Here is a 24172-nt window from a genome sequence, read left to right as displayed (position 1 = left end):
GCGGCTTGTGTCGACGAAATATTGTCTACAGTATGGAGATTGGGGCGGCAAGGGTCCGTGCGCCGACCGTTAGGCGCGTGCCGCATACCGTTCACCGCATACGGTCGACGTCGCGTCTTCTCAACTCCCGTGCGCATCCCTACCGTCCGGGGTTCATGAGTCCCCCAGTCGCGCCCCCGGGCTGGAGCCGCTGGCTCGTCCCGCCCGCCGCTCTCTCCGTACATCTCTCCATCGGCCAGGCCTACGCCTGGAGCGTGTTCAAACCGCCCCTCGAGTCCGCGCTCGGCCTCAGCGGCACCCAGAGCGCGCTGCCCTTCCAGCTGGGCATCGTCATGCTCGGTCTGTCCGCCGCGTTCGGCGGCACCCTCGTGGAGCGCAACGGCCCGCGCTGGGCGATGACCGTCGCGCTGCTCTGCTTCTCCTCCGGCTTCCTGCTCTCCGCGCTGGGCGCGTCCCTGGAGCAGTACTGGCTGATCGTCCTCGGCTACGGCTTCGTCGGCGGCATCGGTCTCGGCATCGGCTACATCTCGCCCGTCTCCACGCTGATCAAGTGGTTCCCGGACCGGCCCGGCACGGCCACCGGCATCGCCATCATGGGCTTCGGCGGCGGCGCGCTCATCGCCTCGCCGTGGTCGGCCCGGATGCTGGAGTCGTTCGGCAGCGAAAGCTCCGGCATCGCGCTGGCCTTCCTGGTGCACGGGCTGTCGTACGCCGTGTTCATGCTGCTGGGTGTGCTGTTGGTCCGGGTGCCCCGCACCGAGAAGCCCGTGGAGAGCGGGCCCAGTGTCCTCGCCGGCCCGCAGGTCTCCGCGCGACAGGCCATCCGCACACCGCAGTTCTGGCTGCTGTGGATCGTGCTCTGCATGAACGTCACCGCCGGCATCGGCATCCTGGAGAAGGCCGCGCCGATGATCACGGACTTCTTCGCGGACACCTCCACCCCGGTGTCGGTGACGGCCGCCGCCGGCTTCGTCGCGCTGCTGTCCGCGGCGAACATGGCCGGCCGCATCGGCTGGTCCTCGACGTCCGACCTCATCGGCCGCAAGAACATCTACCGCGTCTACCTGGGCGTCGGCGCCGTGATGTACGCCCTCATCGCACTGTTCGGCGACTCCTCCAAGCCGCTGTTCGTCCTGTGCGCGCTGGTCATCCTCTCCTTCTACGGCGGTGGTTTCGCCACGGTTCCGGCCTATCTGAAGGATTTGTTCGGTACGTACCAGGTCGGCGCCATCCACGGGCGGCTGCTCACCGCCTGGTCCACGGCCGGGGTGCTCGGACCGCTGATCGTGAACTGGATCGCCGACCGGCAGGAGGAGGCAGGCCGGCACGGCGCGTCCCTGTACGGGCTGTCGTTCGTCATCATGATCGGGCTGCTCGTCGTCGGCTTCGTCGCCAACGAACTGGTGCGGCCCGTCGACCCCCGCCACCACGTCCCCGCCCCGAAGGAGGCCGCCCGTGTCGAGCGACAGCAGTCAGAGTCCGCCTAGCCCGGACCGGCGGTGGCTGATCGCCCTCGCCTGGGTGTGGGTGGGCGTACCGCTCGCCTACGGGCTGTACGAGCTCGTCCGCAAGGCGACGCAGCTGTTCAACGGGTAGGGGCAGGGGCAGGGGCAGGGGCAGGGGCAGGGGCTCGGGCGCGGGTGGCGGCCGGGCCGCCGGGTTGGCGTTCGACAGGTGTCCGGGCGTCCGAGCTCCTGACCGAAGCTGACAACCCCGGCGCCGGTTTCCTGTCGCCTTGGCTGCCGTCGTACCCGTGAGTCACTGATCAGACTGGTGGATCCGCTACCCAAGGCAACGAGGGGGATCCACCCAATGAACGGCTCGCGCATCGCCGCCGTCGGCCACTACCAGCCCGCCAAGGTCCTCACCAACGAGGACCTGGCGGACCTGGTGGACACCAGTGACGAGTGGATCAGGAGCCGGGTGGGCATCCGCACGCGTCACATCGCCGGACCCGACGAGCCGGTCGACGAGCTGGCCGCCCACGCCGCCGCCAAGGCCCTCGCCGCCGCCGGACTGACCCCGGCGGACATCGACCTGGTGCTGGTCGCCACCTCCACGGCCGTCGACCGCTCGCCCAACATGGCGGCCAGGGCCGCGGCCCGCCTGGGCATCCCGCAGGCCGCCACCATGGACCTCAACGTCGTGTGCGCCGGCTTCACCCACGCCCTGGCCACCGCCGACCACGCCGTCCGCGCGGGGGGCGCGAGCCGGGTGCTGGTCATCGGGGCCGACAAGATGTCCGAGGTGACCGACTGGAGCGACCGCACCACATGCGTGCTCGTCGGCGACGGGGCCGGGGCCGCGGTGGTCGAGGCCGCCGGCGAGCCGGCCATCGGACCGGTGCTGTGGGGCTCGGTTCCCGAGATGGGTAACGCGGTCCGGATCGAGGGCACCCCGCCGCGCTTCGCGCAGGAGGGGCAGAGCGTCTACCGCTGGGCCACCACACAGCTGCCGCCCATCGCGCGCCGGGCCTGCGAGCGGGCCGGGCTGGAGCCGGCCGACCTCGCCGGAGTGGTGCTGCACCAGGCGAACCTGCGCATCATCGAACCCCTCGCGGAGAAGATCGGCGCCGTCAACGCGGTCGTCGCGCGCGATGTGACCGAGTCCGGCAACACCTCGGCCGCGAGCATCCCGCTGGCCTTCTCGAAGCTGGTCGAGCAGGGGGCGCTCAGCACGGGCGATCCGGTGCTGCTGTTCGGCTTCGGCGGGAACCTGTCGTACGCGGGGCAGGTCGTGCGCTGCCCCTGAGCGGGCTGAGCGGGCTGAGCGGCGGGGCGGGCTGAGCGGGCAGGGGCGGGCGGTGTGGCGCGGTCAACTCCCCGAAGCCCTGGTTCTTGTGCGCCGTAGACTGTAGACGAAAGACAATCCATACTGAGTCTGCGGCGACACCGGCTCGCGCCGCGCTGTGCACGGCCCTGCCGAGGAGGGGGACCGCGATGCTGTCGACAGGCCTGCCCCAGGGGGCGGTACCCAAGCTGGAACGCCCGGGTCCGCTGCGCGACCGTGTCTACGAGGCACTGCTCGAACTCATCACCACCCGTGCGCTGCAGCCCGGTCAGCATCTCGTCGAGAGTGAACTCGCCGGGCATCTCGGGGTCTCCCGGCAGCCGGTGCGCGAGGCGCTGCAGCGACTCAACACCGAGGGGTGGGTCGATCTGCGGCCCGCCCAGGGCGCGTTCGTGCACGAGCCGACGGAGGAGGAGGCCGACCAGCTCCTCACGGTCCGTACGCTCCTGGAGGCCGAGGCCGCCCGGCTCGCGGCGGCCAACGCGAACAGCGCGGGCATCGCCGCCCTCGAAGCACTGTGCGCCGAGGGCGAGAAGGCCGTCGAGGCCGACGACGTGGACGGGGCCGTCGCCATGAACGCCCGCTTCCACGCCAAGATCATGGAACTCGCCGGCAACGCGGTCCTCGCCGAACTCGCCGCCCAGGTCGACCGGCGCGTGCGCTGGTACTACACGCCCGTGGCGCGTCGGCGCGGCCATCAGTCCTGGATCGAGCACCGCGAGCTGATCGCCGCGGTCTCCGGCCGGGACGAACAGCGCGCCACCCAGCTCATGCGCGAACACACCGAGCACACGCGCCGCTCGTACCATGCGCGTTCCCGGTCGTAGCTGAGGGGCTCAGTGGCTCAGTGGCTCAGTAACTCGGTGGCTCCTCCGTAGATCCGTAGATCTGTGTAGGTCCCAAGCCCCGGGGTCCCATGGCTCCGGGGTTTTATGACGCCACCATGCCCAGTTGCGAGGCAGGGCACCCGTCACCGCTTCTTTGTCCTGTGAGTGGAAAAAGTAGGGGGCAATTCCTGCGCGACTTCTTCCCACTCCCGGCAGCCGCTGCTACGTTCCCTCCGAAAGCAAGCCACCGAGGTGGCGGAAAACCGGCGCGCACAGGCCGATCGAGGCGGGGAGGGGCTCGTGAGACGCATGACCGCACGACCCGGAAACGCCCACCAGGCCCGACTGCTCAGACTGTTGCGCGACGGCGGCCCCAACTCCCGTGCCCAGCTGGGCGACCAGGTCGACCTCTCGCGGTCCAAACTGGCCGTGGAGGTGGACCGGCTGCTGGAGACGGGGCTGGTCGTGGCCGACGGACTCGCCGCCTCGCGCGGTGGCCGCCGCTCCCACAACATCCGGCTCAACCCCGAACTGCGCTTCCTCGGTGTCGACATCGGCGCGACCTCGGTCGACGTCGCCGTCACCAACGCCGAGCTGGAGACCCTCGGGCACCTCAACCAGCCCATGGACGTGCGCGAAGGCCCCGTCGCGGTCTTCGAGCAGGTCCTGGCCATGGCCGCGAAACTGAGGGCCTCCGGGCTCGCGGAGGGGTTCGACGGCGCCGGTATCGGCGTCCCGGGCCCCGTCCGCTTCCCCGAGGGCATCCCGGTGGCACCGCCGATCATGCCGGGCTGGGACGGCTTCCCCGTGCGGGAGGCGCTCAGCCAGGAACTCGGCTGCCCCGTCATGGTCGACAACGACGTGAACCTCATGGCGATGGGGGAGCAGCACGCGGGCGTCGCCCGCACCGTCGCCGACTTCCTCTGCGTCAAGATCGGCACCGGCATCGGCTGCGGCATCGTCGTCGGCGGTGAGGTCTACCGCGGGACGACGGGCAGCGCCGGCGACATCGGGCACATCCAGGCCGTCCCCGACGGCCGCCCCTGTGCCTGCGGCAACCGGGGCTGTCTGGAGGCCCACTTCAGCGGGGCCGCCCTCGCTCGTGACGCCACGGAGGCGGCCCAGCAGGGGCTTTCGCCCGAACTGGCCGCACGGCTGGAGACGAACGGGGGCCTCACCGCCGTCGACGTCTCCGCCGCGGCCGCCGCGGGCGACGCCGCCGCCCTCGATCTGATCCGCGAGGGCGGCAACCACACCGGCCAGGTCATCGCCGGCCTGGTCAGCTTCTTCAACCCCGGCCTGGTGGTGATCGGCGGTGGGGTGACCGGCCTCGGTCACACCCTGCTCGCCGCGATCCGCACCCAGGTCTACCGCCAGTCGCTGCCCCTGGCGACCGGCAACCTGCCCATCGTCCTGGGCGAGCTCGGCCCCACCGCCGGCGTCATCGGCGCGGCCCGGCTCATCAGCGACCACTTGTTCTCACCCGCGTAAGCCCGCACCTCCGTAACGGAGCACCAGCACAGCTCACCGCTCTGCCCTGCCCTGAACACGCCTGTTCGACAAGCGCCCTGACACCGGCCCGCCCGCCAAGGGGAATCCGCATGGCACCAGAACCACCGCTGCTCAGCATGTCCGGCATCACCAAGTCGTTCCCCGGAGTCCGGGCCCTCGACGGCGTCGACCTCGACGTCCAGGCCGGTGAGGTGCACTGCCTGCTCGGCCAGAACGGGGCCGGCAAGTCCACCCTCATCAAGGTCCTGGCCGGCGCCCACCAGCCCGGCACGGGAACCATCCGCTGGCGGGGCGAGGAGGTGACACTGCGCTCGCCGATCGCCGCCATGCGCCTCGGCATCGCCACCATCTACCAGGAACTCGACCTGGTGGAACACCTGTCGGTCGCCGAGAACGTGCACCTGGGGCATGAGCCGACCGCCGCCGGCTTCGTCGTACGCGGCACGACGGCCAAGGCGTCAACAGCCGCGCTGCTCAAGCGACTCGGGCACGCGGAGATCGATCCGTCCCGGCTGGTCGGCGAACTGTCGGCGGCGCAGCAGCAGATCGTGTCCATGGCGCGGGCGCTCTCCCACGACGTGCGGCTCATCGTGATGGACGAGCCGTCCGCCGCCCTCGACCCGGACGAGGTCGGCAACCTCTTCCGCATCGTCGGCGACCTCACCGCCGCCGGAGTCGCCGTCGTCTACATCTCGCACCGCCTGGAGGAGATCCGCCGCATCGGCGACCGGGTGACGGTGCTGAAGGACGGGCGGGCCGTCGCGGGCGGACTCCCCGCGAAGTCGACCCCGACCCACGAGGTCGTCGCCCTGATGACCGGCCGCAACGTCGAGTACGTCTTCCCGGACCGGCCCGTCTCCCCGCCGTCCGCGGAACCCGTGCTGAAGGTCCGAGGACTGTCACGGCAGGGAGAGTTCGACACGCTCGACCTCGACGTGCGGCCCGGGGAGATCGTCGGCCTCGCCGGACTCGTCGGCTCGGGCCGCTCCGAGATCCTGGAGACCGTCTACGGCGCCCGCAAACCGACGACCGGTCAGGTGCTGGTCGACGGCAGGGCCCTGAAGCCGGGCAGCGTACGGGCCGCCGTCCGGGCCGGACTCGGGCTCGCCCCCGAGGAACGCAAGGCACAGGCCCTGCTGATGCTGGAGTCCGTCACCCGCAACGTGTCGGTCTCCTCCATGTCCCGCTTTTCGCGCGGCGGTTGGATCGACCGGGGCGCCGAACTCGGTGCCGCCCGGGCCGCGACCCGCGAGCTGTCGCTCCGGCCGGACAACCCGTCCGTGCCCGTGCGCACCCTGTCCGGCGGCAACCAGCAGAAGGCGGTCCTCGCCCGCTGGCTGCTGCGCGGCTGCAAGGTGCTGCTGCTCGACGAACCCACCCGCGGCGTCGACGTCGGCGCCCGCGCCGAGCTCTACGCGGTCATCCGCCGGCTCGCCGACGAGGGCCTCGCCGTCCTGCTGGTCTCCAGCGAGGTGCCCGAGGTGCTCGGCCTCGCCGACCGTGTGCTGGTGCTGCGCGAGGGCCGTGTCGTCCACACGGCACCCGCCCGCGAACTCGACGAACACCGCGTACTCGACCTGGTCATGGAAGGAAGCCCGGCGTCATGACGCAGCCCTTCTCCCCGCCGCTGGACAGCAGCACCGACAAGGTGCCCCCGGCCCGGCCCCCCGCCTGGCGCGGCCTGCTGATCCGCGCCGACGTCCGCACGCTGTCCCTGCTCGGCGTGCTCGCCGTGCTGATCGTCATCGGCGGCATCACCAAGCCCGACGAGTTCCTCGACACCCGCAATCTGCAACTCGTCCTCACCCAGGCCTCGGTGATCGGTGTCGTCACCGTCGGCATGACCTTCGTCATCGTCTCCGGCGGCATCGACCTGTCGGTCGGCGCGATCGTCGCCCTCGCCTCCGTGTGGGCCACCACCGTCGCCACCCAGGAGTACGGCTTCGCCGGCATCCTCTTCACGGCGGTCGTCGTCGGAGTCGGCTGCGGCCTGGTCAACGGCGTCCTCATCGCCTACGGCGCGATGGTGCCGTTCATCGCCACCCTCGCCATGCTGGCCTCCGCCCGCGGCCTCTCCCTCCAGATCACCGACGGCAGGACGCAGATCGTCACCGTGCCGTCCGTCCTCGACCTGGGGGAGCGCGACGCCTACGTTCTCGGCATCCCGCCGCTGGTCATGGTGTTCGCCGTGGTCACCATCATCGGCTGGCTGGTGCTCAACCGCACCACCTTCGGACGCCGCACGGTCGCCGTCGGCGGCAACCCGGAGGCCGCCCGGCTCGCCGGCATCGACGTCCGCCGCCAGCGGCTCTACCTCTACCTGCTGTCCGGGCTGTGCTGCGGCATCGCCGCCTTCCTGCTGATCGTCCTGGCCGGCTCCGGCCAGAACACCAACGGCAATCTCTACGAACTCGACGCCATCGCCGCCGCGATCATCGGCGGCACCCTCCTCACCGGCGGCCGGGGCACCATCACCGGCTCCGTCCTCGGCGTCCTGATCTTCACCACGATCACCAACATCTTCGCCCTGAACAACCTGCAGAGCGACGTCCAGCAGATCGCCAAGGGCGCGATCATCGTCGCCGCCGTGCTGGTCCAGCGCCGTACCGCGAGCACGACCTGAGGAAAGGTTCCCCCGCCATGACCGAGATCACGAGCCGCAGAGGGCTGCTCTTCGGGGCCGCCGCCGTCTCCGCCGGTGCCCTGCTCACGGGGTGCACGAGCAACGAGCCGTCCGGCTCCAAGGACGAGCCGGCCGGCAACGACCAGCCGGCCGCCGACGACAAGCCCGGCAAGCAGGTCACCATCGGCTTCGCCGGACCGCAGGCCGACCACGGCTGGCTCAACGCCATCAACGACAACGCCAAGAGCCGCGCCGAGAAGTACTCCGACGTCACCCTGGAGATCACCGAGGGCTCCAACGACACCGCCCAGCAGATCGGCCAGATCGAGACCCTCATCAACAAGAAGGTCGACGTCCTGGTCGTGCTGCCCGCCGACGGCAAGGCCCTCACCCAGGTCGGCCTGAAGGCCATGCGCGCCGGCATCCCGGTCGTCAACCTCGACCGCATCTTCAACACCCCGCAGGCCTACCGCTGCTGGATCGGCGGCGACAATTACGGCATGGGCCTCAACGCCGGGCACTACATCGGCGAGAAGCTCAAGGGCAAGTCCGGCGCCCGCGTCATCGAACTGGCGGGCCTGGACAACCTGGAGCTCACCAAGCAGCGCACCCAGGGCTTCGACGACGCCCTGAAGAACTACCCCGACATCAAGAAGGTCGCCCGGCAGGCCGCCGAGTTCACCGTCGAGTCCGGCCAGGCCAAGATGGCCCAGCTGCTCCAGGCCCAGTCGAAGTTCGACGCGCTGTGGAACCACGACGACGACCAGGGCGTGGGCGCGCTGCGCGCCATCGAGCAGGCCGGGCGCGACGACTTCCTCATGGTCGGCGGCGCCGGCGCGCTCTCCGCCTTCCAGGCCATCAAGCAGGACGACGGCGTGCTCAAGGCGACCGTGCTGTACCCGCCGACCATGGCCGCCTCGGCCATCGATCTCGCCCGCGCCCTCGGCCAGAGCAAGGGCATCGGGGGCCTCGCCGAGTTCGAGATCCCGTCATCGCTCACCCTCTACTCGGCCGTCGTCGACAAGACCAACGTCGACCAGTACATGTCCACCGGCTTCAAGTGAGCCACCCCGCACCCCCCACGTGCGCCACCCCGACCAGGACGAGGAGGACACCCGTATGGGACAGCCGCAGGAGCAGTCGGAAGGGACCGAGGCAGGGAAGCCACCCCTGCGCGTGGGGATGGTGGGCTACGCCTTCATGGGCGCCGCCCACTCCCAGGGCTGGCGCACCGCGGGACGTGTCTTCGACCTGCCGCTGCACCCCGTGCAGGCCGTGATCTGCGGCCGGGACGCCGCCGCCGTCCGCGCGGCGGCCGACCGGCACGGCTGGGCCTCCACCGAGACCGACTGGCGGGCCATGATCGAACGGGACGACGTCGACCTCGTCGACATCTGCACCCCCGGGGACAGCCACGCCGAGATCGCCCTGGCCGCCCTGGCGGCGGGCAAGCACGTCCTGTGCGAGAAGCCCCTCGCCAACACCGTCGAGGAAGCCGCCTCGATGGCGCTGGCGGCCGAAGAGGCCCACGCCCGCGGCCAGGTGGCGATGGTCGGCTTCAACTACCGCCGCGTTCCCGCCACCGCCCAGGCCCGCCGCATGGTCGCCGAGGGCCGTCTGGGCAGGCTGCGGCACGTGCGCGTGACGTACCTCCAGGACTGGCTGGTAGACCCGCAGTTCCCGCTGACCTGGCGGCTGCGCAGGGAGCAGGCCGGCTCGGGCTCGCTCGGCGACCTGGGGGCGCACATCGTCGACCTCGCGCAGTACCTGGTGGGGGAGCCGCTGGCCGGTGTCTCCGCGCTGACGGAGACCTTCGTACGGGAACGGCCCCTGCCCACCGGCGCCACGAGCGGGCTGTCCGCCGTCACGTCCGCCGGCACCGGGCAGGTCACCGTCGACGACGCCGCGCTGTTCACGGCCCGCTTCCCCTCCGGCGCCCTCGCCTCGTTCGAGGCCACCCGCTACGCCACCGGCCGCAAGAACGCCCTGCGCATCGAACTCAACGGGGAGCGCGGCTCGCTCGCCTTCGACCTGGAGCGGCTGAACGAGCTGTCCTTCCACGACGCCTCCGAGCCCGGTGTGGAGGCCGGTTTCCGACGGATCCTCGTGACCGAACCCGACCACCCCTACCTGGACGCCTGGTGGCCGCCGGGCCATGGCCTCGGCTACGAGCACACCTTCGTCCACCAGGCCCGCGACCTCGTCCACGCCATCGCCGAGGGCCGCCGCCCCGAACCCTCCTTCGCCGACGGGCTGCAGGTGCAGCGCGTGCTCGCGGCGGTCGAGGAGAGCGCCGAGAAGAACTCCGTCTACACGCCGATCGCGGTCTGAGGAGGCCATGAGGATGCCGCGCACCTTCACTCTGTTCACCGGCCAGTGGGCGGACCTGCCCCTGGAGGAGGTCTGCCGCCTGGCCCGCGACTTCGGCTACGACGGCCTCGAACTCGCCTGCTGGGGCGACCACTTCGAAGTCGACAAGGCGCTGGCCGATCCCGGCTATCTCGACGGCCGCCGGGCCCTGCTCGACAAGTACGGTCTCAAGTGCTGGGCGATCTCCAACCACCTGGTCGGCCAGGCGGTCTGCGACGCCATCATCGACGAGCGGCACCAGGCGATCGTCCCGGAAGCGGTCTGGGGCGACGGAGACCCGGAAGGAGTCCGGCAGCGGGCCGCGGAACGCATGAAGGACACCGCCCGGGCCGCGGCGGCCTTCGGCGTGAACACCGTCATCGGGTTCACGGGCTCCGCCATCTGGCACCTGGTCGCCATGTTCCCGCCCGCCCCCGAGGCGATGATCGAGCGGGGCTACCAGGACTTCGCCGACCGCTGGAACCCGATCCTGGACGTCTTCGACGCCGAGGGCGTGCGGTTCGCGCACGAGGTCCATCCCAGCGAGATCGCCTACGACTACTGGACGACGGCCCGCGCGTTGGAGGCGGTCGGCCGGCGCCCCGCCTTCGGCCTCAACTTCGACCCCTCGCACTTCGTGTGGCAGGACCTCGACCCGGTCGGGTTCCTCTGGGACTTCCGCGACCGGATCTACCACGTCGACTGCAAGGAGGCCCGCAAGCGCCTCGACGGACGCAACGGCCGCCTCGGCTCCCATCTGCCCTGGGGCGACCCGCGGCGCGGCTGGGACTTCGTCTCCGCCGGGCACGGCGACGTCCCCTGGGAGGATGTCTTCCGAATGCTGCGCTCCATCGACTACGAGGGTCCCGTCTCGGTCGAGTGGGAGGACGCCGGCATGGACCGTCTGCAGGGGGCGCCGGAGGCCCTGACGCGGCTGAAGGCCTTCGACTTCGAGCCACCCAGCGCGTCCTTCGACGCCGCGTTCAACAGCTGAACCACGGACCCGGCGCAGGTCGGGGGCGGGGACCGGCAGCACCGCCGGGCCCCCCTCCGACCTACACGGATCCTGCTTTGTCCTGTGCTGGGAGAAAGTACAACCGAGTCTGCTTCAAGGGGTGTTCGCCCCGGACGGACACGGATACCGTCCTTGATGTGTTCAGGACACAACCACCTCCGGGGTGACGGCGCACCCCGGCGCCCGCACCGCACGCCCCGCACCCACCCCGTACGGCCCACCCCGTTCCCGGAGGGACTTCGTGCACAGAACCAGACCCAGAAGCACCGCCACCCCCAGGCGTCCCGGGCTTCGCGCCACCGTCGCCCTGTTCACCGGACTGCTCCTCGCCGTCGGCACCCCGGCCACCGTCGCCGGCGCCCACCCCGGCCACCCCGAGCACGACGAACCGGCAGCCGCCGAGGGCCAGTTCCAGCAGGTGCCGCTCGCCAAGGGCGAGCCCGAGACGGGCGAGCCGATGTCGCTCGCCGTGCTCCCGGACCGCAGCGTCCTGCACACCTCACGCGACGGCACACTGCGCCTCACCGACCAGGGCGGCGTCACCAAGATCGCCGGCAAACTCGACGTCTACAGCCACGACGAGGAGGGCCTCCAAGGCGTCGGCATAGACCCGGACTTCAAGAGCAACCGGGCGATCTACCTCTACTACGCCCCGCCGCTCGACACCCCCGCGGGCGACGCCCCGGAGACCGGCACGGCCGAGGACTTCAAGAAGTTCGACGGCGTCAACCGCCTCTCCCGCTTCACCCTGAACGCCAACGGCACGCTGAACAAGGCCAGCGAGAAGAAGGTCATCGACGTCGCGGCCTCCCGCGGCACCTGCTGCCACGTCGGCGGGGACATCGACTTCGACGCCGACGGCAACCTCTACCTGTCGACCGGCGACGACACCAACCCCTTCGCCTCCGACGGCTACACGCCGATCGACGACCGGCCGAACCGCAACCCGGCCTTCGACGCGCGCCGCAGCTCCGGCAACACCAACGACCTGCGCGGCAAGATCCTGCGCATCAAGGTCGCCGAGGACGGCTCCTACACCGTCCCGGAGGGCAACCTCTTCGCCCCGGGCACCGAGAAGACCCGCCCCGAGATCTACGCGATGGGCTTCCGCAACCCGTTCCGGATGAGCGTCGACGACAAGACCGGCACCGTCTACGTCGGCGACTACGGCCCCGACGCCGGCGCCGCCGACCCCAAGCGCGGCCCCGGCGGCCAGGTCGAGTTCGCCAAGGTGACCAAGGCGGCCAACTTCGGCTGGCCCTTCTGCACCGGCGACAACGACCCGTACGTCGACTACGACTTCGCCACCAAGGAATCCGGCGAGACGTTCGACTGCAACGCCCCGAAGAACACCTCGCCGTACAACACGGGCCTGACCGACCTGCCGCCCGCGCAGGCCGCCTGGATCCCGTACGACGGCGGCTCCGTGCCCGAGTTCGGCAGCGGCTCGGAGTCCCCGATGGGCGGCCCGGTCTACCGCTACGACCCTGAGCTGGACTCCAGCGTGAAGTTCCCGGAGGCCTACGACGGTGACTTCTTCGCCGGCGAGTTCGGCCGCCGCTGGATCAAGCGGATCGAGCAGAACGACGACGGCTCGGTCGCGAAGATCAACGACTTCCCGTGGACCGGCACCCAGATCATGGACATGGAGTTCGGCCCCGACGGCGCGCTCTACGTCCTCGACTACGGCGTCTCCTGGTTCCAGGGCGACGAGCACTCCGCGCTGTACCGGATCGAGAACGCCGAGGACGGCTTCTCCCCGATCGCCGAGGTCAGCGCCGACAAGACGTCCGGCGCGGCCGGCCTGAAGGTCAAGTTCACCGCCTCCGCCAAGGACGCCGACTCTCCCGATCTCACCTACAGCTGGGACTTCGGTGACGGCACCAAGGGCGAGGGCCTCAACCCCACCCACAAGTACAAGAAGGTCGGCACCTACAGCGCCACCTTCACCGCCAAGGATCCCGAGGGCAACACCGGCAACGCCAGCGTCCGGATCGTGGTCGGCAACACCGAGCCCAAGGTGCGCATCGACGTCCCGGGCAACGGCGCCCTGGCCGAGTTCGGCAAGCCCGTCCCGTTCAAGGTGACCGTCACCGACCCCGAGGAGACGGTCGACTGCTCCAAGGTCAAGGTCTCCTACAGCCTCGGCCACGACTCCCACGCCCACGAGCTGACCAGCGAGATGGGCTGCGAGGGCACCCTGACGCCGCCCCCGGGTGACGGCGGCCACGACCCCAACGCCAACATCTACGGCGTCGTCGGCGCGAGCTACACCGACGGCGGGGCGAACGGCCAGGAGGCGCTGACGGGCACCGCCCGTACCGTGCTCCAGCCGCTGCACCGCCAGGGCGAGCACTTCACCACCCAGTCCGGCGTGTCGGTCATCGACAAGACCGGCGCCAACGGCGGCAAGACCGTCGGCGACATCAACGACGGCGACTGGATCTCCTTCTCCCCCTACCGGTTCGACGGGCAGAAGAAGATGACCGTGCGGGCCTCCTCCGGCGGCGCGGGCGGCTTCATCGAACTGCGCACCGGCTCGCCCGACGGGCCCCTGCACGGCTCGTCCTACATCCCGCCGACCGGCGGCTGGGAGACGTTCCAGAACGTCGACGTGCCGCTGCGGTCGCTGCCGAAGAAGACCACTGACATCTACCTGGTCTTCAAGGGCGGCGAGGGTGCGCTGTACGACGTGGACGACTTCGAGTTCTCCAAGGAGCCTTTCAAGGGCGGCAAGAAGGTCCTGGTCTTCTCCAAGACCGCGGGCTTCCGCCACGACTCCATCCCGGCCGGCATCACCGCGCTGAAGGAACTCGGCGGCCCGGCCGGCATCACGGTCGACGCGACCGAGGAGGCCAAGCAGTTCACCACGACCAACCTCGCCAAGTACGACGCCGTGGCCTTCCTGTCCACCACCGGTGACGTCCTCAACGCCGAGCAGCAGAAGGCGTTCGAGAACTACGTGGCCGGCGGCGGCGGATACATGGGGATCCACGCGGCAGCCGACACCGAATACGACTGGTCGTTCTACGGCGGCCTCGTCGGCGCCTACTTCGACTCGCACCCGGCCATCCAGAAGGCCACCGTCCGCGTCGAGGACCACGACCACCCGGCCACCGGGCACCTGGACGACGCCTGGGAGCGCACCGACGAGTGGTACAACTACCGCACCAACCCCCGTGAGCAGGCCAAGGTCCTCGCCACCCTCGACGAGACCACCTACCAGGGCGGCACCATGAGGGGCGACCACCCGATCGCCTGGTGCCAGAGCTACGGCGGCGGCCGCTCCTTCTACACCGGCGGCGGCCACACCAAGGAGTCCTACGCCGACGAAGCCTTCCGCGCCCATCTGCTCGGCGGCCTCCAGTACGCCACCGGCCAGGTGAAGGCGGACTGCAAGCCGGGCAAGGACTACCGGAAGATCTTCAACGGCCAGACCCTGGACGGCTGGAAGCAGGCCGGTCCCGGCAAGTTCAACGTCAAGGACGGCACCCTGGAGTCCGAGGGCGGCATGGGCCTGCTCTGGTACCAGGCCAAGGAGCTGAAGTCGTACTCGCTCAAGCTCGACTGGAAGATGCGGGGCGACGACAACTCCGGTATCTTCGTGGGCTTCCCGGCCTCCGACGACCCCTGGTCCGCGGTGAACAAGGGCTACGAGATCCAGATCGACGCCACGGACGCGGCCGACCGCACCACGGGCTCCGTCTACTCGTTCAAGTCGGCCAACATCAAGGCCCGTGACCAGGTTCTGCGGCCGCCCGGCCAGTGGAACTCCTACGAGATCAAGGTCCAGGGCGAACGCCTCCAGGTGTTCCTCAACGGAGTCAAGATCAACGACTTCACCAACAAGGACCCCCAGCGGAGCCTGACCGACGGCTACATCGGCCTCCAGAACCACGGCGCCGGTGACCAGGTCTCCTTCCGCAACATCCAGTTGAAGGAACTGCCCGTCCAGGGCGACTGAACGGCGGCGGGCGGGGGACGCCGGACCCCCGCCCGCCGTCTCGTCACGTCCCGCGCGGGTCTCGCGCACGATCAGGAGGCTGCCCATGTCCGCGTCCCTCTCCCGACCGCGTGTGGGGGTGTGGCTGATCGGAGCCCGAGGCTCCGTCGCCACCACCGTCGTCACGGGGTGCGCCGCCGTCGCCGCGGGACTGCACCCGCCCACCGGCATGGTGACCGAAACACCGGCCTTCACCGGCAGCGGTCTGCCCGCGCTGTCCGACCTCGTCTTCGGCGGACACGACACCCTCGACAGTCCCCTGCCCAAACGCGCCGAGACCCTGACCGCCGGCGGCGTCCTCCCACCCGGCGTCGCCACCGCGGTCACCGCCGAACTCGCCGCAGCCGAACGGGAGATCAGGCCCGGCGGCCCCATCCCCGGGGACACCAGGAGCCAGGCTGAACTGATCACGGCCTTCGCCGCCGACATACGCGACTTCATCCACCGCCACGACCTGGAGCGGGCCGTGGTCGTGAACGTCGCCTCCACCGAACCCGCCTCCCAGGGGCCCGACGCCCCCCTGCCGGCCAGCACCCTCTACGCCCTGGCCGCCCTCCGCGCGGGCTGCCCCTACGTCAACTTCACCCCCTCCGAAGGCATGCACCACCCCGTCGCCGCCGGCGAGGCCGCAGGCGCCGGCCTGCCGCACGCCGGCCGCGACGGCAAGACCGGACAGACGCTGCTGCGGGCCGTGCTGGGCCCGATGTTCGCGCAACGCGCGCTGCGGGTCAGGGCCTGGTCCGGCACGAACCTGCTGGGCGGCGGCGACGGCGCCGCCCTCGCCGACCCGGCCGCCGCCGCGGCGAAGAACGCGGGCAAGGAACGCGTCCTCGCCGACACCCTCGGCACCGTCCCCGAGGGCGAGGTCCACATCGACGACGTCCCGGCCCTCGGCGACTGGAAGACCGCCTGGGACCACATCGCCTTTGACGGCTTCCTCGGCACCCGCATGATCCTCCAGACCATCTGGCAGGGCTGCGACTCGGCCCTGGCCGCACCCCTCGTCCTCGACCTGGCCCGTCTGACCGCCCGGGCCCACGAGACAGGGCTGTCCGGACCCCTCGGCGCGCTCGGCTTCTACTTCAAGGACCCGGTGGGGGAGGGCCCCTCGGGCTTGTCCGAGCAGTACGAGGCACTGGTCCGGTTCGGCCGGAGCCTGGGACGGGGAGAGGGAGAAGGCGAGGGCGTGGGCCGTGACGCGGGGCCGGTGAGCGGCCCCGAGGCGACGGGAGAAGCACGGTGACGCTGCGCGAAAGCCCTTGCGGATGCCCCGACGAGACGCCCACCGCCGCTCCTCGGGCCACTGCCGGTGACACGCAGCCCCCCTGCGGATGCCCCGGCCGCTCCCACCGGGGCCGCGCATGGGCCGAACTCCTGCGCCTGCCTGCCCTCTTCAGCGTCCCCGGAGACGCCCTGGCCGGCGCGGCCGCAACCGGCGCGTCCCCCAACACCCGCACCCTGCTCGCCATCGCCTCCTCCCTCTGCCTGTACGAAGCCGGCATGGCCCTCAACGACTGGGCCGACCGCGACGTGGACGCCGTCGAACGCCCGCACCGCCCCCTGCCCTCCGGCCGCATCCGGCCCGCCGCCGCCCTTACGGCGGCCTGCGCCCTCACCGGAGCCGGACTGGCCCTGGCCGCCGGGGCGGGCCGCCCGGCCCTGGCCGTCGCCGCACCCCTCGCGGCGACCGTCTGGGCGTACGACCTCGGCCTGAAGCACACATCCGCCGGGCCCGTGGCCATGGGCACGGCACGCGGCCTCGACCTGCTCCTGGGAGCCGCGGCCACGAGCGGCAGCACCCGCCCTGCCCTGCCCTCCGCCGCCCTCCTCGGTACCCACACCCTCGCCGTCACCACGGTCTCCCGCCAGGAGGCCCAGGGCGGCTCACCCGTGCCGCCTCTGGCAGCCCTCGCGACGACGGCCCTGCTGACCCGACTGGTGACGCGCCGCGGCTCCGGCGGGCCGACGAGAGGCCGCCGGCCGGCAACGGGGCACAGGCCGGCAACCGGGCACAGGCCGGCAGGTCTCCGGGCCGACCGGTTCCCGGCGCAGGACTTTGGAGAACTGCTCGCCACCGCCCTTACGGCCGCGTACGCCGCGAAGACCGCCCGCCCCTACTTCCACGCCACCCTGAACCCCTCACCTCCCCTCACCCAGCGCGCCGTCGGCGCCGGCATCCGCGCCACGATCCCCCTCCAGGCCGCCCTCACCGCGCGCTCCCGGAGCACGGCCACGGCACTTCTCATCGCCGCGCTCGCCCCCCTCGGAACCCGGTTCGCGAAGAAGGTGAGCGTCACATGAGCGCCGATGCCCATGCCCATGCCAGTGCTCCGGAGAGCCGTGCCACGGCCTCACCGACCCCCGACGCCCAGCCGGCCACAGCGCCGAGCACCGCCCCTGCCCGGCCCGGCGCCTCACCCGGTACTGCCTCCGCCCGGCCCGACGCCTCACCCGGTACCGCCTCCGCCCGGCCCGACGCCTCGCGCAGTACCTCCCCTGCCCGGCCCGGCGCCTCACCCGGTACTGCCTCCGCCCGGCCCGGCGCCTCACCCGGTACCGCCTCCGCCCGGCCCGGCGCCTCGCGCAGTACCTCCCCTGCCCGGCCCGGCGCCTCACCCAGCGCTTCCCTCTCACGGCCCGGCGCCCTTCCTCCCCTCCGCTTCGGCTACGGCACCAACGGTCTCGCCGACCTCCGTCTCGACGACGCCCTCGGCCTCCTCGCCGACCTCGGCTACGACGGCGTCGGACTGACCCTCGACCACATGCACCTCGACCCGCTCGCCCCCGACCTAGCCGCCCGCACCCGCCGGGTCGCGCAACGGCTGGACGCGCTCGGGCTGGGCGTCACCATCGAGACGGGTGCCCGCTACGTCCTCGACCCCCGCCGCAAGCACGGCCCGTCCTTGCTGGACCCGGACCCGGACGACCGGGTCCGCCGCGCCGACCTCCTCGTCCGGGCCGTCCGCGTCGCAGCCGACCTCGGCGCCCACGCGGTGCACTGCTTCAGCGGTGTCGTCCCGGAGGACACCGACACGGACACCGCATGGAAACGCCTCGCCGAGACCCTGACTCCGGTCCTGGACGTCGCGGCCTCCGCGGGCATCCCGCTCGCCGTCGAACCCGAGCCCGGTCACCTCCTCGCCACCCTGGCCGACTTCCACCGGCTCCGCAGCACCCTCGGCGACCCCGAACACCTCGGCCTCACCCTGGACATCGGCCACTGCCAGTGCCTCGAACCCCTTTCTCCCGCCGACTGCGTGCGCGCCGCCGCCCCGTGGTTGCGGCACATCCAGATCGAGGACATGCGGCGCGGCGTCCACGAGCACCTCCCCTTCGGGGACGGGGAGATCGACTTCCCGCCGGTCCTGGCGGCCCTCGCGGCCACCGGCTACCAGGGCCTGACCGTCGTCGAGCTGCCCCGCCACTCCCACGCCGGACCGCACTTCGCCGCGCACTCCCTCCCGTTCCTCCGCCATGCCGAGCGGACCGCGGCCACCCTGCCGCCTGCCACCGCTCCGGCCCTCCAGCAGGCCGCGCCACCCCACGGCGCTCCCTCCGCCACCCCTGAGGGGAGCAGCACCAGATGACCCGTCCCCGCGCCACGCCAGCGGCGAGAACCGAGAACACCCAGAGCACCGAGGCAGCGCCAGGCGTCAAGGACACCGACCGCAGCCCCGAGTCCGCCCCGGGCAACGCCCGCACCCGCACCCCACACCCCACCCCGCGCACCGCACCCACCCCCTCGCTCACCGACCTCCGCCACCACCTCACCACCCACCTCGACCCGGCCGCCCGCACCTGGCTCGACCACGCCCTCGACGAGGCCACCGCCCACCCCGGCATCCACGGGCCCATCTCCGTATGGGAGCTGCGTCTCGCCGAAGCCGGCCGGCGCTGCGGTGCCACGCACGCCGACGCCGCACGCGTCCTCATCCTGGACGCGGCCCGCGCCGGCATCGACGCCCTGACCCGGGTGTACTTCCAGGGCACCGCAGACGAGCGCCGGGCCGTGCTGCACGCCCTGCCCCACCTCGTCTCCGGACCGGACGCGCTCCCGCTGATCGAGGACGCCCTGCGCACCAACGACACCCGGCTCCTCAGCGCCGCCGTCGGCCCCTACACCGCTCGGCACCTGACCGCTCACGCCTGGCGTCACGCCGTGCTGAAGTGCCTGTTCACCGGCGTGCCGGTCGACCACGTGGCGGACCTGCCCCGGCGCGCCGCCGGCGACGGCGAACTGGCCCGGATGCTGGGCGACTACGCCGCCGAACGCACCGCCGCCGGCCGCACCGTCCCCGAGGATCTGCACCGCGTCCTGGACCTGACCGAGTCCGTCACCCCGGCCCCTGTCACGGACCACCCCCACGGCAAGGAGTCCTGATGCGCATCTTCGACCCCCACATCCACATGACGTCCCGGACCACCGACGACTACGAGGCCATGTATGCCGCCGGTGTCCGCGCCGTCGTCGAGCCGTCCTTCTGGCTCGGCCAGCCGCGCACCTCGCCTGCCTCCTTCCGTGACTACTTCGACGCCCTCCTCGGCTGGGAGCCCTTCCGCGCCGCCCAGTACGGCATCGCCCACCACTGCACCATCGCCCTCAACCCCAAGGAGGCGAACGACCCCCGCTGCCTGCCCGTCCTCGACGAGCTGCCCCGGTATCTCGTCAAGGACAACGTCGTGGCGGTCGGGGAGATCGGCTACGACTCCATGACCCCCGCGGAGGACACCGCCCTCGCCGCGCAGCTCCAGCTCGCCGCCGACCACGGCCTGCCCGCCCTCGTGCACACCCCGCACCGCGACAAGCTCGCCGGACTGCGCCGCACCCTCGACGTCGTCCGGGAGTCCGCACTGGCCCCGGACCGGGTGCTGATCGATCACCTCAACGAGACCACCGTCAAGGAGGCCAGGGACAGCGGCTGCTGGCTGGGCTTCTCCGTCTATCCCGACACCAAGATGGACGAGGAGCGCACGGTCGCGCTGCTGCGCGCCCATGGCACCGAGCAGGTGCTGGTGAACTCCGCCGCCGACTGGGGAAAGAGCGACCCCCTCAAGACCCGCAAGGTCGGCGACCTGATGCTGGCCGAGGGCTTCGACGAGGACGACGTCGATCAGGTGCTGTGGCGCAACCCCGTCGCCTTCTACGGGCTCAGCGGCCGCCTGAACCTCGACGTCACCGGCACGGAGGCCACCCACGAGGGCAACTCGATCCTCCGCGGTGCCCCGAAGGATCCGCAGTCGGACACCGGCCCGGGCACGCCGGCCCCCGTCCCCGCCGCGGAGGCGTGAACCATGCGCTTCCGCCACCCCGACGGGTCCACCGTCCACCTCGCCTACTGCACCAACGTCCACCCCGCGGAGACGCTCGACGGCGTCCTCGCCCAGCTCCGCGACCACTGCGAACCCGTCCGCCGCCGCCTCGGCCGCGACCGGCTCGGCATCGGACTGTGGCTCGCCAAGGACGCCGCCCATGCCCTCGTCACCGACCCCGCCGCGCTGCGCGGCCTGCGCACCGAACTCGACCGGCGCGGGCTCGAGGTCGTCACCCTCAACGGCTTCCCCTATGAGGGCTTCGGTGCCGAGGAGGTCAAGTACCGCGTCTACAAGCCGGACTGGGCCGACCCGGAACGCCTGGACCACACCACCGCCCTGGCCCGCGTCCTCGCCGGGCTCCTCCCCGACGACGTCACCGACGGGACCATCTCCACCCTGCCCCTCGCCTGGCGCACCGCGTTCGACGACGAGTCCGCGCAGAGAGCCCGTACGGCGTTGCGTACCCTCGCCGAACGCCTCGACGCCCTCGCGGAGCTGACCGGCCGCTCCATCCGCGTCGGCCTGGAACCGGAACCCGGCTGCGTCGTCGAGACGACCCGCGACGCCATCGCCCCGCTCACCGCGATCGGCCACGACCGCGTCGGCGTCTGCGTCGACACCTGCCATCTCGCCACCTCCTTCGAAGATCCGCACACCGCCCTGGACGCCCTCGCCGCGGCCGGCGTCCCCGTCGTCAAGTCCCAGCTCTCCGCCGCCCTGCACGCCGAACACCCCCATCTCCCCGAGGTACGCGAGGCCCTCGCCGCCTTCGCCGAACCCCGATTCCTGCACCAGACCCGCACTGCCACCGCCGCCGGCCTGCGCGCCACCGACGACCTCGACGAGGCCCTCGCCGGACACGCCCTGCCCGACGCCTCACCCTGGCGCTCCCACTTCCACGTCCCCCTGCACGCGGCCCCCGCCGCGCCCCTCACCTCCACCCTTCCGGTCCTGAATTCCGCACTGACCCGGCTCGTCGGCGGCCCGGCCCCGCTCACCCGCCATCTGGAGGTCGAGACCTACACCTGGCAGGCCCTCCCGCCCGAGCTGCGTCCCAAGGGCCGCACCCAGCTCGCCGAGGGCATCGCCGCCGAACTCGCCCTCGCCCGCGACCTGCTGACCGACCTCGGCCTGAAGGAGCTGCCATGAGCACCGGCCCCCATGAGCAGTCAGACCCGGGCGCCGCGACCCGCCCCACCCCGCTCCTCGTCCTCGACGTCGTAGGCCTCACCCCCCGTCTCCTCGACCACATGCCCCACCTCAAAGCGCTCGGCCAGTCCGGTTCCCGTGCCCCGCTCGGCACCGTCCTGCCCGCCGTCACCTGCGCCGCCCAGTCCACGTTCCTCACCGGCACCATGCCCTCGGAGCACGGCATCGTCGGCAACGGCTGGTACTTCCGCGAGCTCGGCGATGTCCTGCTGTGGCGCCAGCACAACGGGCTCGTGGCCGGCGACAAGCTCTGGGACGCGGCCCGCCGCGCCCACCCCGGCTACACCGTCGCGAACATCTGCTGGTGGTACGCCATGGGCGCCGACACCGACATCACCGTCACCCCTCGTCCGGTCTACTACGCCGACGGCCGCAAGGAACCCGACTGCTACACGCGGCCGGCCGCACTGCACGACGAACTCAACGACAAGCTGGGCACGTTCCCCCTGTTCCACTTCTGGGGTCCCGGAGCCGACCTCGTCTCCAGCCGGTGGATCATCGACGCGACCCGCCACATCATCCGCACCCGGCACCCGGACCTGACGCTCTGCTACCTCCCTCATCTCGACTACGACCTGCAGCGCTTCGGCCCCGACGACCCGCGCTCCCTGAAGGCGGCCGCCGATCTCGACGCCGCCATGGCCCCGCTGCTGGACGACGCCCGCGCCGAGGGCCGTACCGTCGTCGCCCTGTCCGAGTACGGCATCACCCGCGTGAACCGGCACGTCGACATCAACCGCGCTCTGCGCCGCGCCGGGCTGCTGGAGGTACACACGCAGGACGGCATGGAGTACCTCGACCCGATGGCGTCCCGCGCCTTCGCGGTCGCCGACCACCAGATCGCCCATGTCTACGTGCGCCGCCCCGAGGACCTCGACGCCACACGAGCGGCCCTCGACGGCCTGCCCGGCATCGCCCAACTCCTGGACGACGAGGGCAAGAAGACCCACCATCTCGACCATCCGCGTGCGGGCGAGCTCGTCGCCGTGGCGGAACCCGACGCCTGGTTCACCTACTACTACTGGCTCGACGACGACCGCGCGCCCGACTTCGCGCAGCTGGTCGAGATCCACCGCAAACCCGGCTACGACCCGGTCGAACTCTTCATGGATCCCCTCGACCCCTACGTCAAGGTCAAGGCGGCCACCGCACTGGCGCGCAAGAAGCTCGGCATGCGCTACCGCATGGCGGTCGTGCCCCTGGACCCCTCACCTATTCGCGGCAGCCACGGCCGCCTTCCGCAGAGCGACGACGACGGTCCGCTCCTCATCTGCTCCACCCCCCGTGCTGTCGGCGACCGCGTCGCGGCCACCGATGTGAAGTCACTGCTGCTCCGACTCGCCGGTCTCACCTGAGGTCACAGCCCTCAGTACCGACTGGTCACAAGTGAAGCACTCACCACTGACAACGCCCCGCGATCACGAGGAGTTCCACGCATGAGCCGCTTCTCCCAGCCCGACCCCGAGCTCAACCACCGCCTCAGCAGACGAGGCATGCTCGGAGTGGCCGCCGGCGCCACCGCCGCCGCCCTGCTCGGCGTCGCGGCCCCGGCGAACGCCGCCACCAACAGCAGCGCAACGCCCGCCACCACGTCCGGCACCAAGGGCCGCGGCCGCCCCGTCCTGCCGCCCGGCCGCCTCGGCATCCAGCTCTACAGCCTGCGCGACAAGGTCTCCACCCTCGGCTTCGGCCCCGTCTTCGCCGAACTGGAGCGGTACGGCTACGACGAGGTCGAGTTCGCCGGATACACCCAGGGCTCCGCCGGTCCCATCACGCTCGCCCAGCTCAAGCGGCTGGCCCGCAACCACGGCCTGAACCCGATCGGCAGCCACGTCGGCTACTACTCCGACGACCCCAACGCCTACACCTTCGCCCAGAACCTCACCAAGGTCCTCGACGACGCCCAGGCCCTCGGCCTCAAGCACATCGGCACGGCCTCCGGCCCGTTCCGCTACGGCTCGACCGTCGACGCCTGGAAGCGCGCCGCCGAGGACTTCAACAGCTACGGGGCGGCGGCCAGGGCCCGGGGCATGAAGTTCTACCAGCACAACCACTCCGAGGAGTTCTCCTTCGCCACCGACAACCCCAAGGTCCGCCTCTACGACATCCTGCTCAAGGAGACCGACCCGGACCTCGTCCACCTGGAGATGGACATCTACTGGGCGTACGTCGGCCAGTTCCGCTTCTCCAAGCGGCCCGACGGCACGCCCGCGCCGTTCGAGCCGCTGGACTACGTCCTGCGGCAGCCCGACCGCTACCCGCTCTTCCACGTGAAGGACGGCGAGAGCGACCCGTCGAACCCGTACGGCTACAACATGACCGACGTCGGCGACGGCGACATCGACTACCAGCGGTTCATCTCCGCCGTGACCCGGCTGCGCGGCCACCGCCTGGCCCACCACTGGCAGGCCGAGCACGACAACCCGGCCGAGTCCTTCACCTTCGCGCGCCGCTCCAGCGCGCACCTGCACTCCCTGAGGGAGAAGTGCTGACGGGAGAGGTGCGGCCGGCGTACGGACCTGAGGAGGATC

18 protein-coding genes and 1 pseudogene are annotated in these 24172 nt (G+C 71.4%); all 19 read left to right on the top strand.

What is annotated here, in order from left to right; translation table 11 throughout:
- Positions 1-155 precede the first annotated feature (155 nt).
- The 19 genes and pseudogenes from HDC93_RS02205 (at position 156) to HDC93_RS02115 (ending at position 24133) form a co-directional block, all read left to right on the top strand.
- Entirely contained in the window at positions 156-1487 is a 1332-nt protein-coding gene (locus tag HDC93_RS02205; RefSeq protein WP_185006581.1) for an OFA family MFS transporter, read from the top strand.
- The gene (locus HDC93_RS02200; RefSeq protein WP_185006579.1) at positions 1456-1596 is read left to right on the top strand and encodes a hypothetical protein; all 141 of its coding nucleotides are present in this window, start codon (positions 1456-1458) and stop codon (positions 1594-1596) included. Before HDC93_RS02205 ends, HDC93_RS02200 begins: the two co-directional genes overlap by 32 nt.
- 216 nt (positions 1597-1812) lie before the next feature.
- Positions 1813-2751 carry a beta-ketoacyl-ACP synthase III gene (locus HDC93_RS02195; RefSeq protein ID WP_185006577.1) on the top strand — a complete coding sequence of 313 codons (939 nt, stop codon included), beginning with the start codon at positions 1813-1815 and terminating at the stop codon, positions 2749-2751.
- Between the two features lie 188 nt (positions 2752-2939).
- On the top strand, positions 2940-3617 hold the full coding sequence (locus HDC93_RS02190) for a GntR family transcriptional regulator (protein ID WP_185006576.1): 678 nt from the start codon (positions 2940-2942) through the stop codon (positions 3615-3617).
- A 309-nt stretch (positions 3618-3926) separates the two neighbouring features.
- Positions 3927-5108 carry an ROK family transcriptional regulator gene (locus HDC93_RS02185; RefSeq protein ID WP_185006574.1) on the top strand — a complete coding sequence of 394 codons (1182 nt, stop codon included), beginning with the start codon at positions 3927-3929 and terminating at the stop codon, positions 5106-5108.
- Positions 5109-5218: 110 nt separating this feature from the next.
- Positions 5219-6736, top strand: coding sequence for a sugar ABC transporter ATP-binding protein (locus tag HDC93_RS02180; RefSeq protein WP_185006572.1), 1518 nt, complete (start codon positions 5219-5221; stop codon positions 6734-6736).
- A complete protein-coding gene (locus HDC93_RS02175; RefSeq protein ID WP_185006570.1) occupies positions 6733-7752 on the top strand; it encodes an ABC transporter permease in 1020 nt (339 codons plus the stop codon). Before HDC93_RS02180 ends, HDC93_RS02175 begins: the two co-directional genes overlap by 4 nt.
- 17 nt (positions 7753-7769) lie before the next feature.
- On the top strand, positions 7770-8816 hold the full coding sequence (locus tag HDC93_RS02170) for a substrate-binding domain-containing protein (protein ID WP_185006568.1): 1047 nt from the start codon (positions 7770-7772) through the stop codon (positions 8814-8816).
- A gap of 55 nt (positions 8817-8871) precedes the next feature.
- Positions 8872-10083: a Gfo/Idh/MocA family protein gene (locus HDC93_RS02165; RefSeq protein WP_185006566.1), complete on the top strand. Its 1212-nt coding sequence runs from the start codon at positions 8872-8874 to the stop codon at positions 10081-10083.
- A 13-nt stretch (positions 10084-10096) separates the two neighbouring features.
- The gene (locus tag HDC93_RS02160; protein WP_185006564.1) at positions 10097-11095 is read left to right on the top strand and encodes a sugar phosphate isomerase/epimerase; all 999 of its coding nucleotides are present in this window, start codon (positions 10097-10099) and stop codon (positions 11093-11095) included.
- A gap of 262 nt (positions 11096-11357) precedes the next feature.
- The gene (locus HDC93_RS02155; RefSeq protein ID WP_185006562.1) at positions 11358-15080 is read left to right on the top strand and encodes a ThuA domain-containing protein; all 3723 of its coding nucleotides are present in this window, start codon (positions 11358-11360) and stop codon (positions 15078-15080) included.
- An 85-nt stretch (positions 15081-15165) separates the two neighbouring features.
- Positions 15166-16362: an inositol-3-phosphate synthase gene (locus HDC93_RS02150; RefSeq protein WP_185006560.1), complete on the top strand. Its 1197-nt coding sequence runs from the start codon at positions 15166-15168 to the stop codon at positions 16360-16362.
- Positions 16359-17420: an SCO3242 family prenyltransferase gene (locus tag HDC93_RS02145; RefSeq protein WP_311774471.1), complete on the top strand. Its 1062-nt coding sequence runs from the start codon at positions 16359-16361 to the stop codon at positions 17418-17420. Before HDC93_RS02150 ends, HDC93_RS02145 begins: the two co-directional genes overlap by 4 nt.
- Before the next feature lie 335 nt (positions 17421-17755).
- Positions 17756-18706, top strand: a pseudogene (locus HDC93_RS02140) (sugar phosphate isomerase/epimerase family protein); the annotation flags it as partial.
- The gene (locus HDC93_RS02135; protein WP_185006558.1) at positions 18703-19500 is read left to right on the top strand and encodes an EboA domain-containing protein; all 798 of its coding nucleotides are present in this window, start codon (positions 18703-18705) and stop codon (positions 19498-19500) included. The pseudogene HDC93_RS02140 and the gene HDC93_RS02135, both read left to right, overlap by 4 nt.
- Positions 19500-20408: a TatD family hydrolase gene (locus HDC93_RS02130; RefSeq protein ID WP_185006556.1), complete on the top strand. Its 909-nt coding sequence runs from the start codon at positions 19500-19502 to the stop codon at positions 20406-20408. The genes HDC93_RS02135 and HDC93_RS02130 overlap by 1 nt, the downstream gene beginning before the upstream one ends.
- A 3-nt stretch (positions 20409-20411) precedes the next feature.
- A complete protein-coding gene (eboE, locus tag HDC93_RS02125) occupies positions 20412-21581 on the top strand; it encodes a metabolite traffic protein EboE (RefSeq protein ID WP_185006554.1) in 1170 nt (389 codons plus the stop codon).
- Positions 21578-22996, top strand: coding sequence for a nucleotide pyrophosphatase/phosphodiesterase family protein (locus HDC93_RS02120; RefSeq protein ID WP_185006551.1), 1419 nt, complete (start codon positions 21578-21580; stop codon positions 22994-22996). The genes eboE and HDC93_RS02120 overlap by 4 nt, the downstream gene beginning before the upstream one ends.
- A gap of 81 nt (positions 22997-23077) precedes the next feature.
- Complete coding sequence (locus tag HDC93_RS02115; RefSeq protein WP_185006549.1) at positions 23078-24133, top strand: sugar phosphate isomerase/epimerase; 1056 nt, start codon at positions 23078-23080, stop codon at positions 24131-24133.
- Positions 24134-24172 lie beyond the last annotated feature (39 nt).

Origin of the sequence: Streptomyces sp. AK010 (genome assembly GCF_014207295.1) — a bacterium.
GTDB classification, from domain to species: domain Bacteria; phylum Actinomycetota; class Actinomycetes; order Streptomycetales; family Streptomycetaceae; genus Streptomyces; species Streptomyces massasporeus.
Note: the sequence above shows the minus strand (reverse complement) of the source record. Positions and strands in the feature narration are given on the sequence as shown.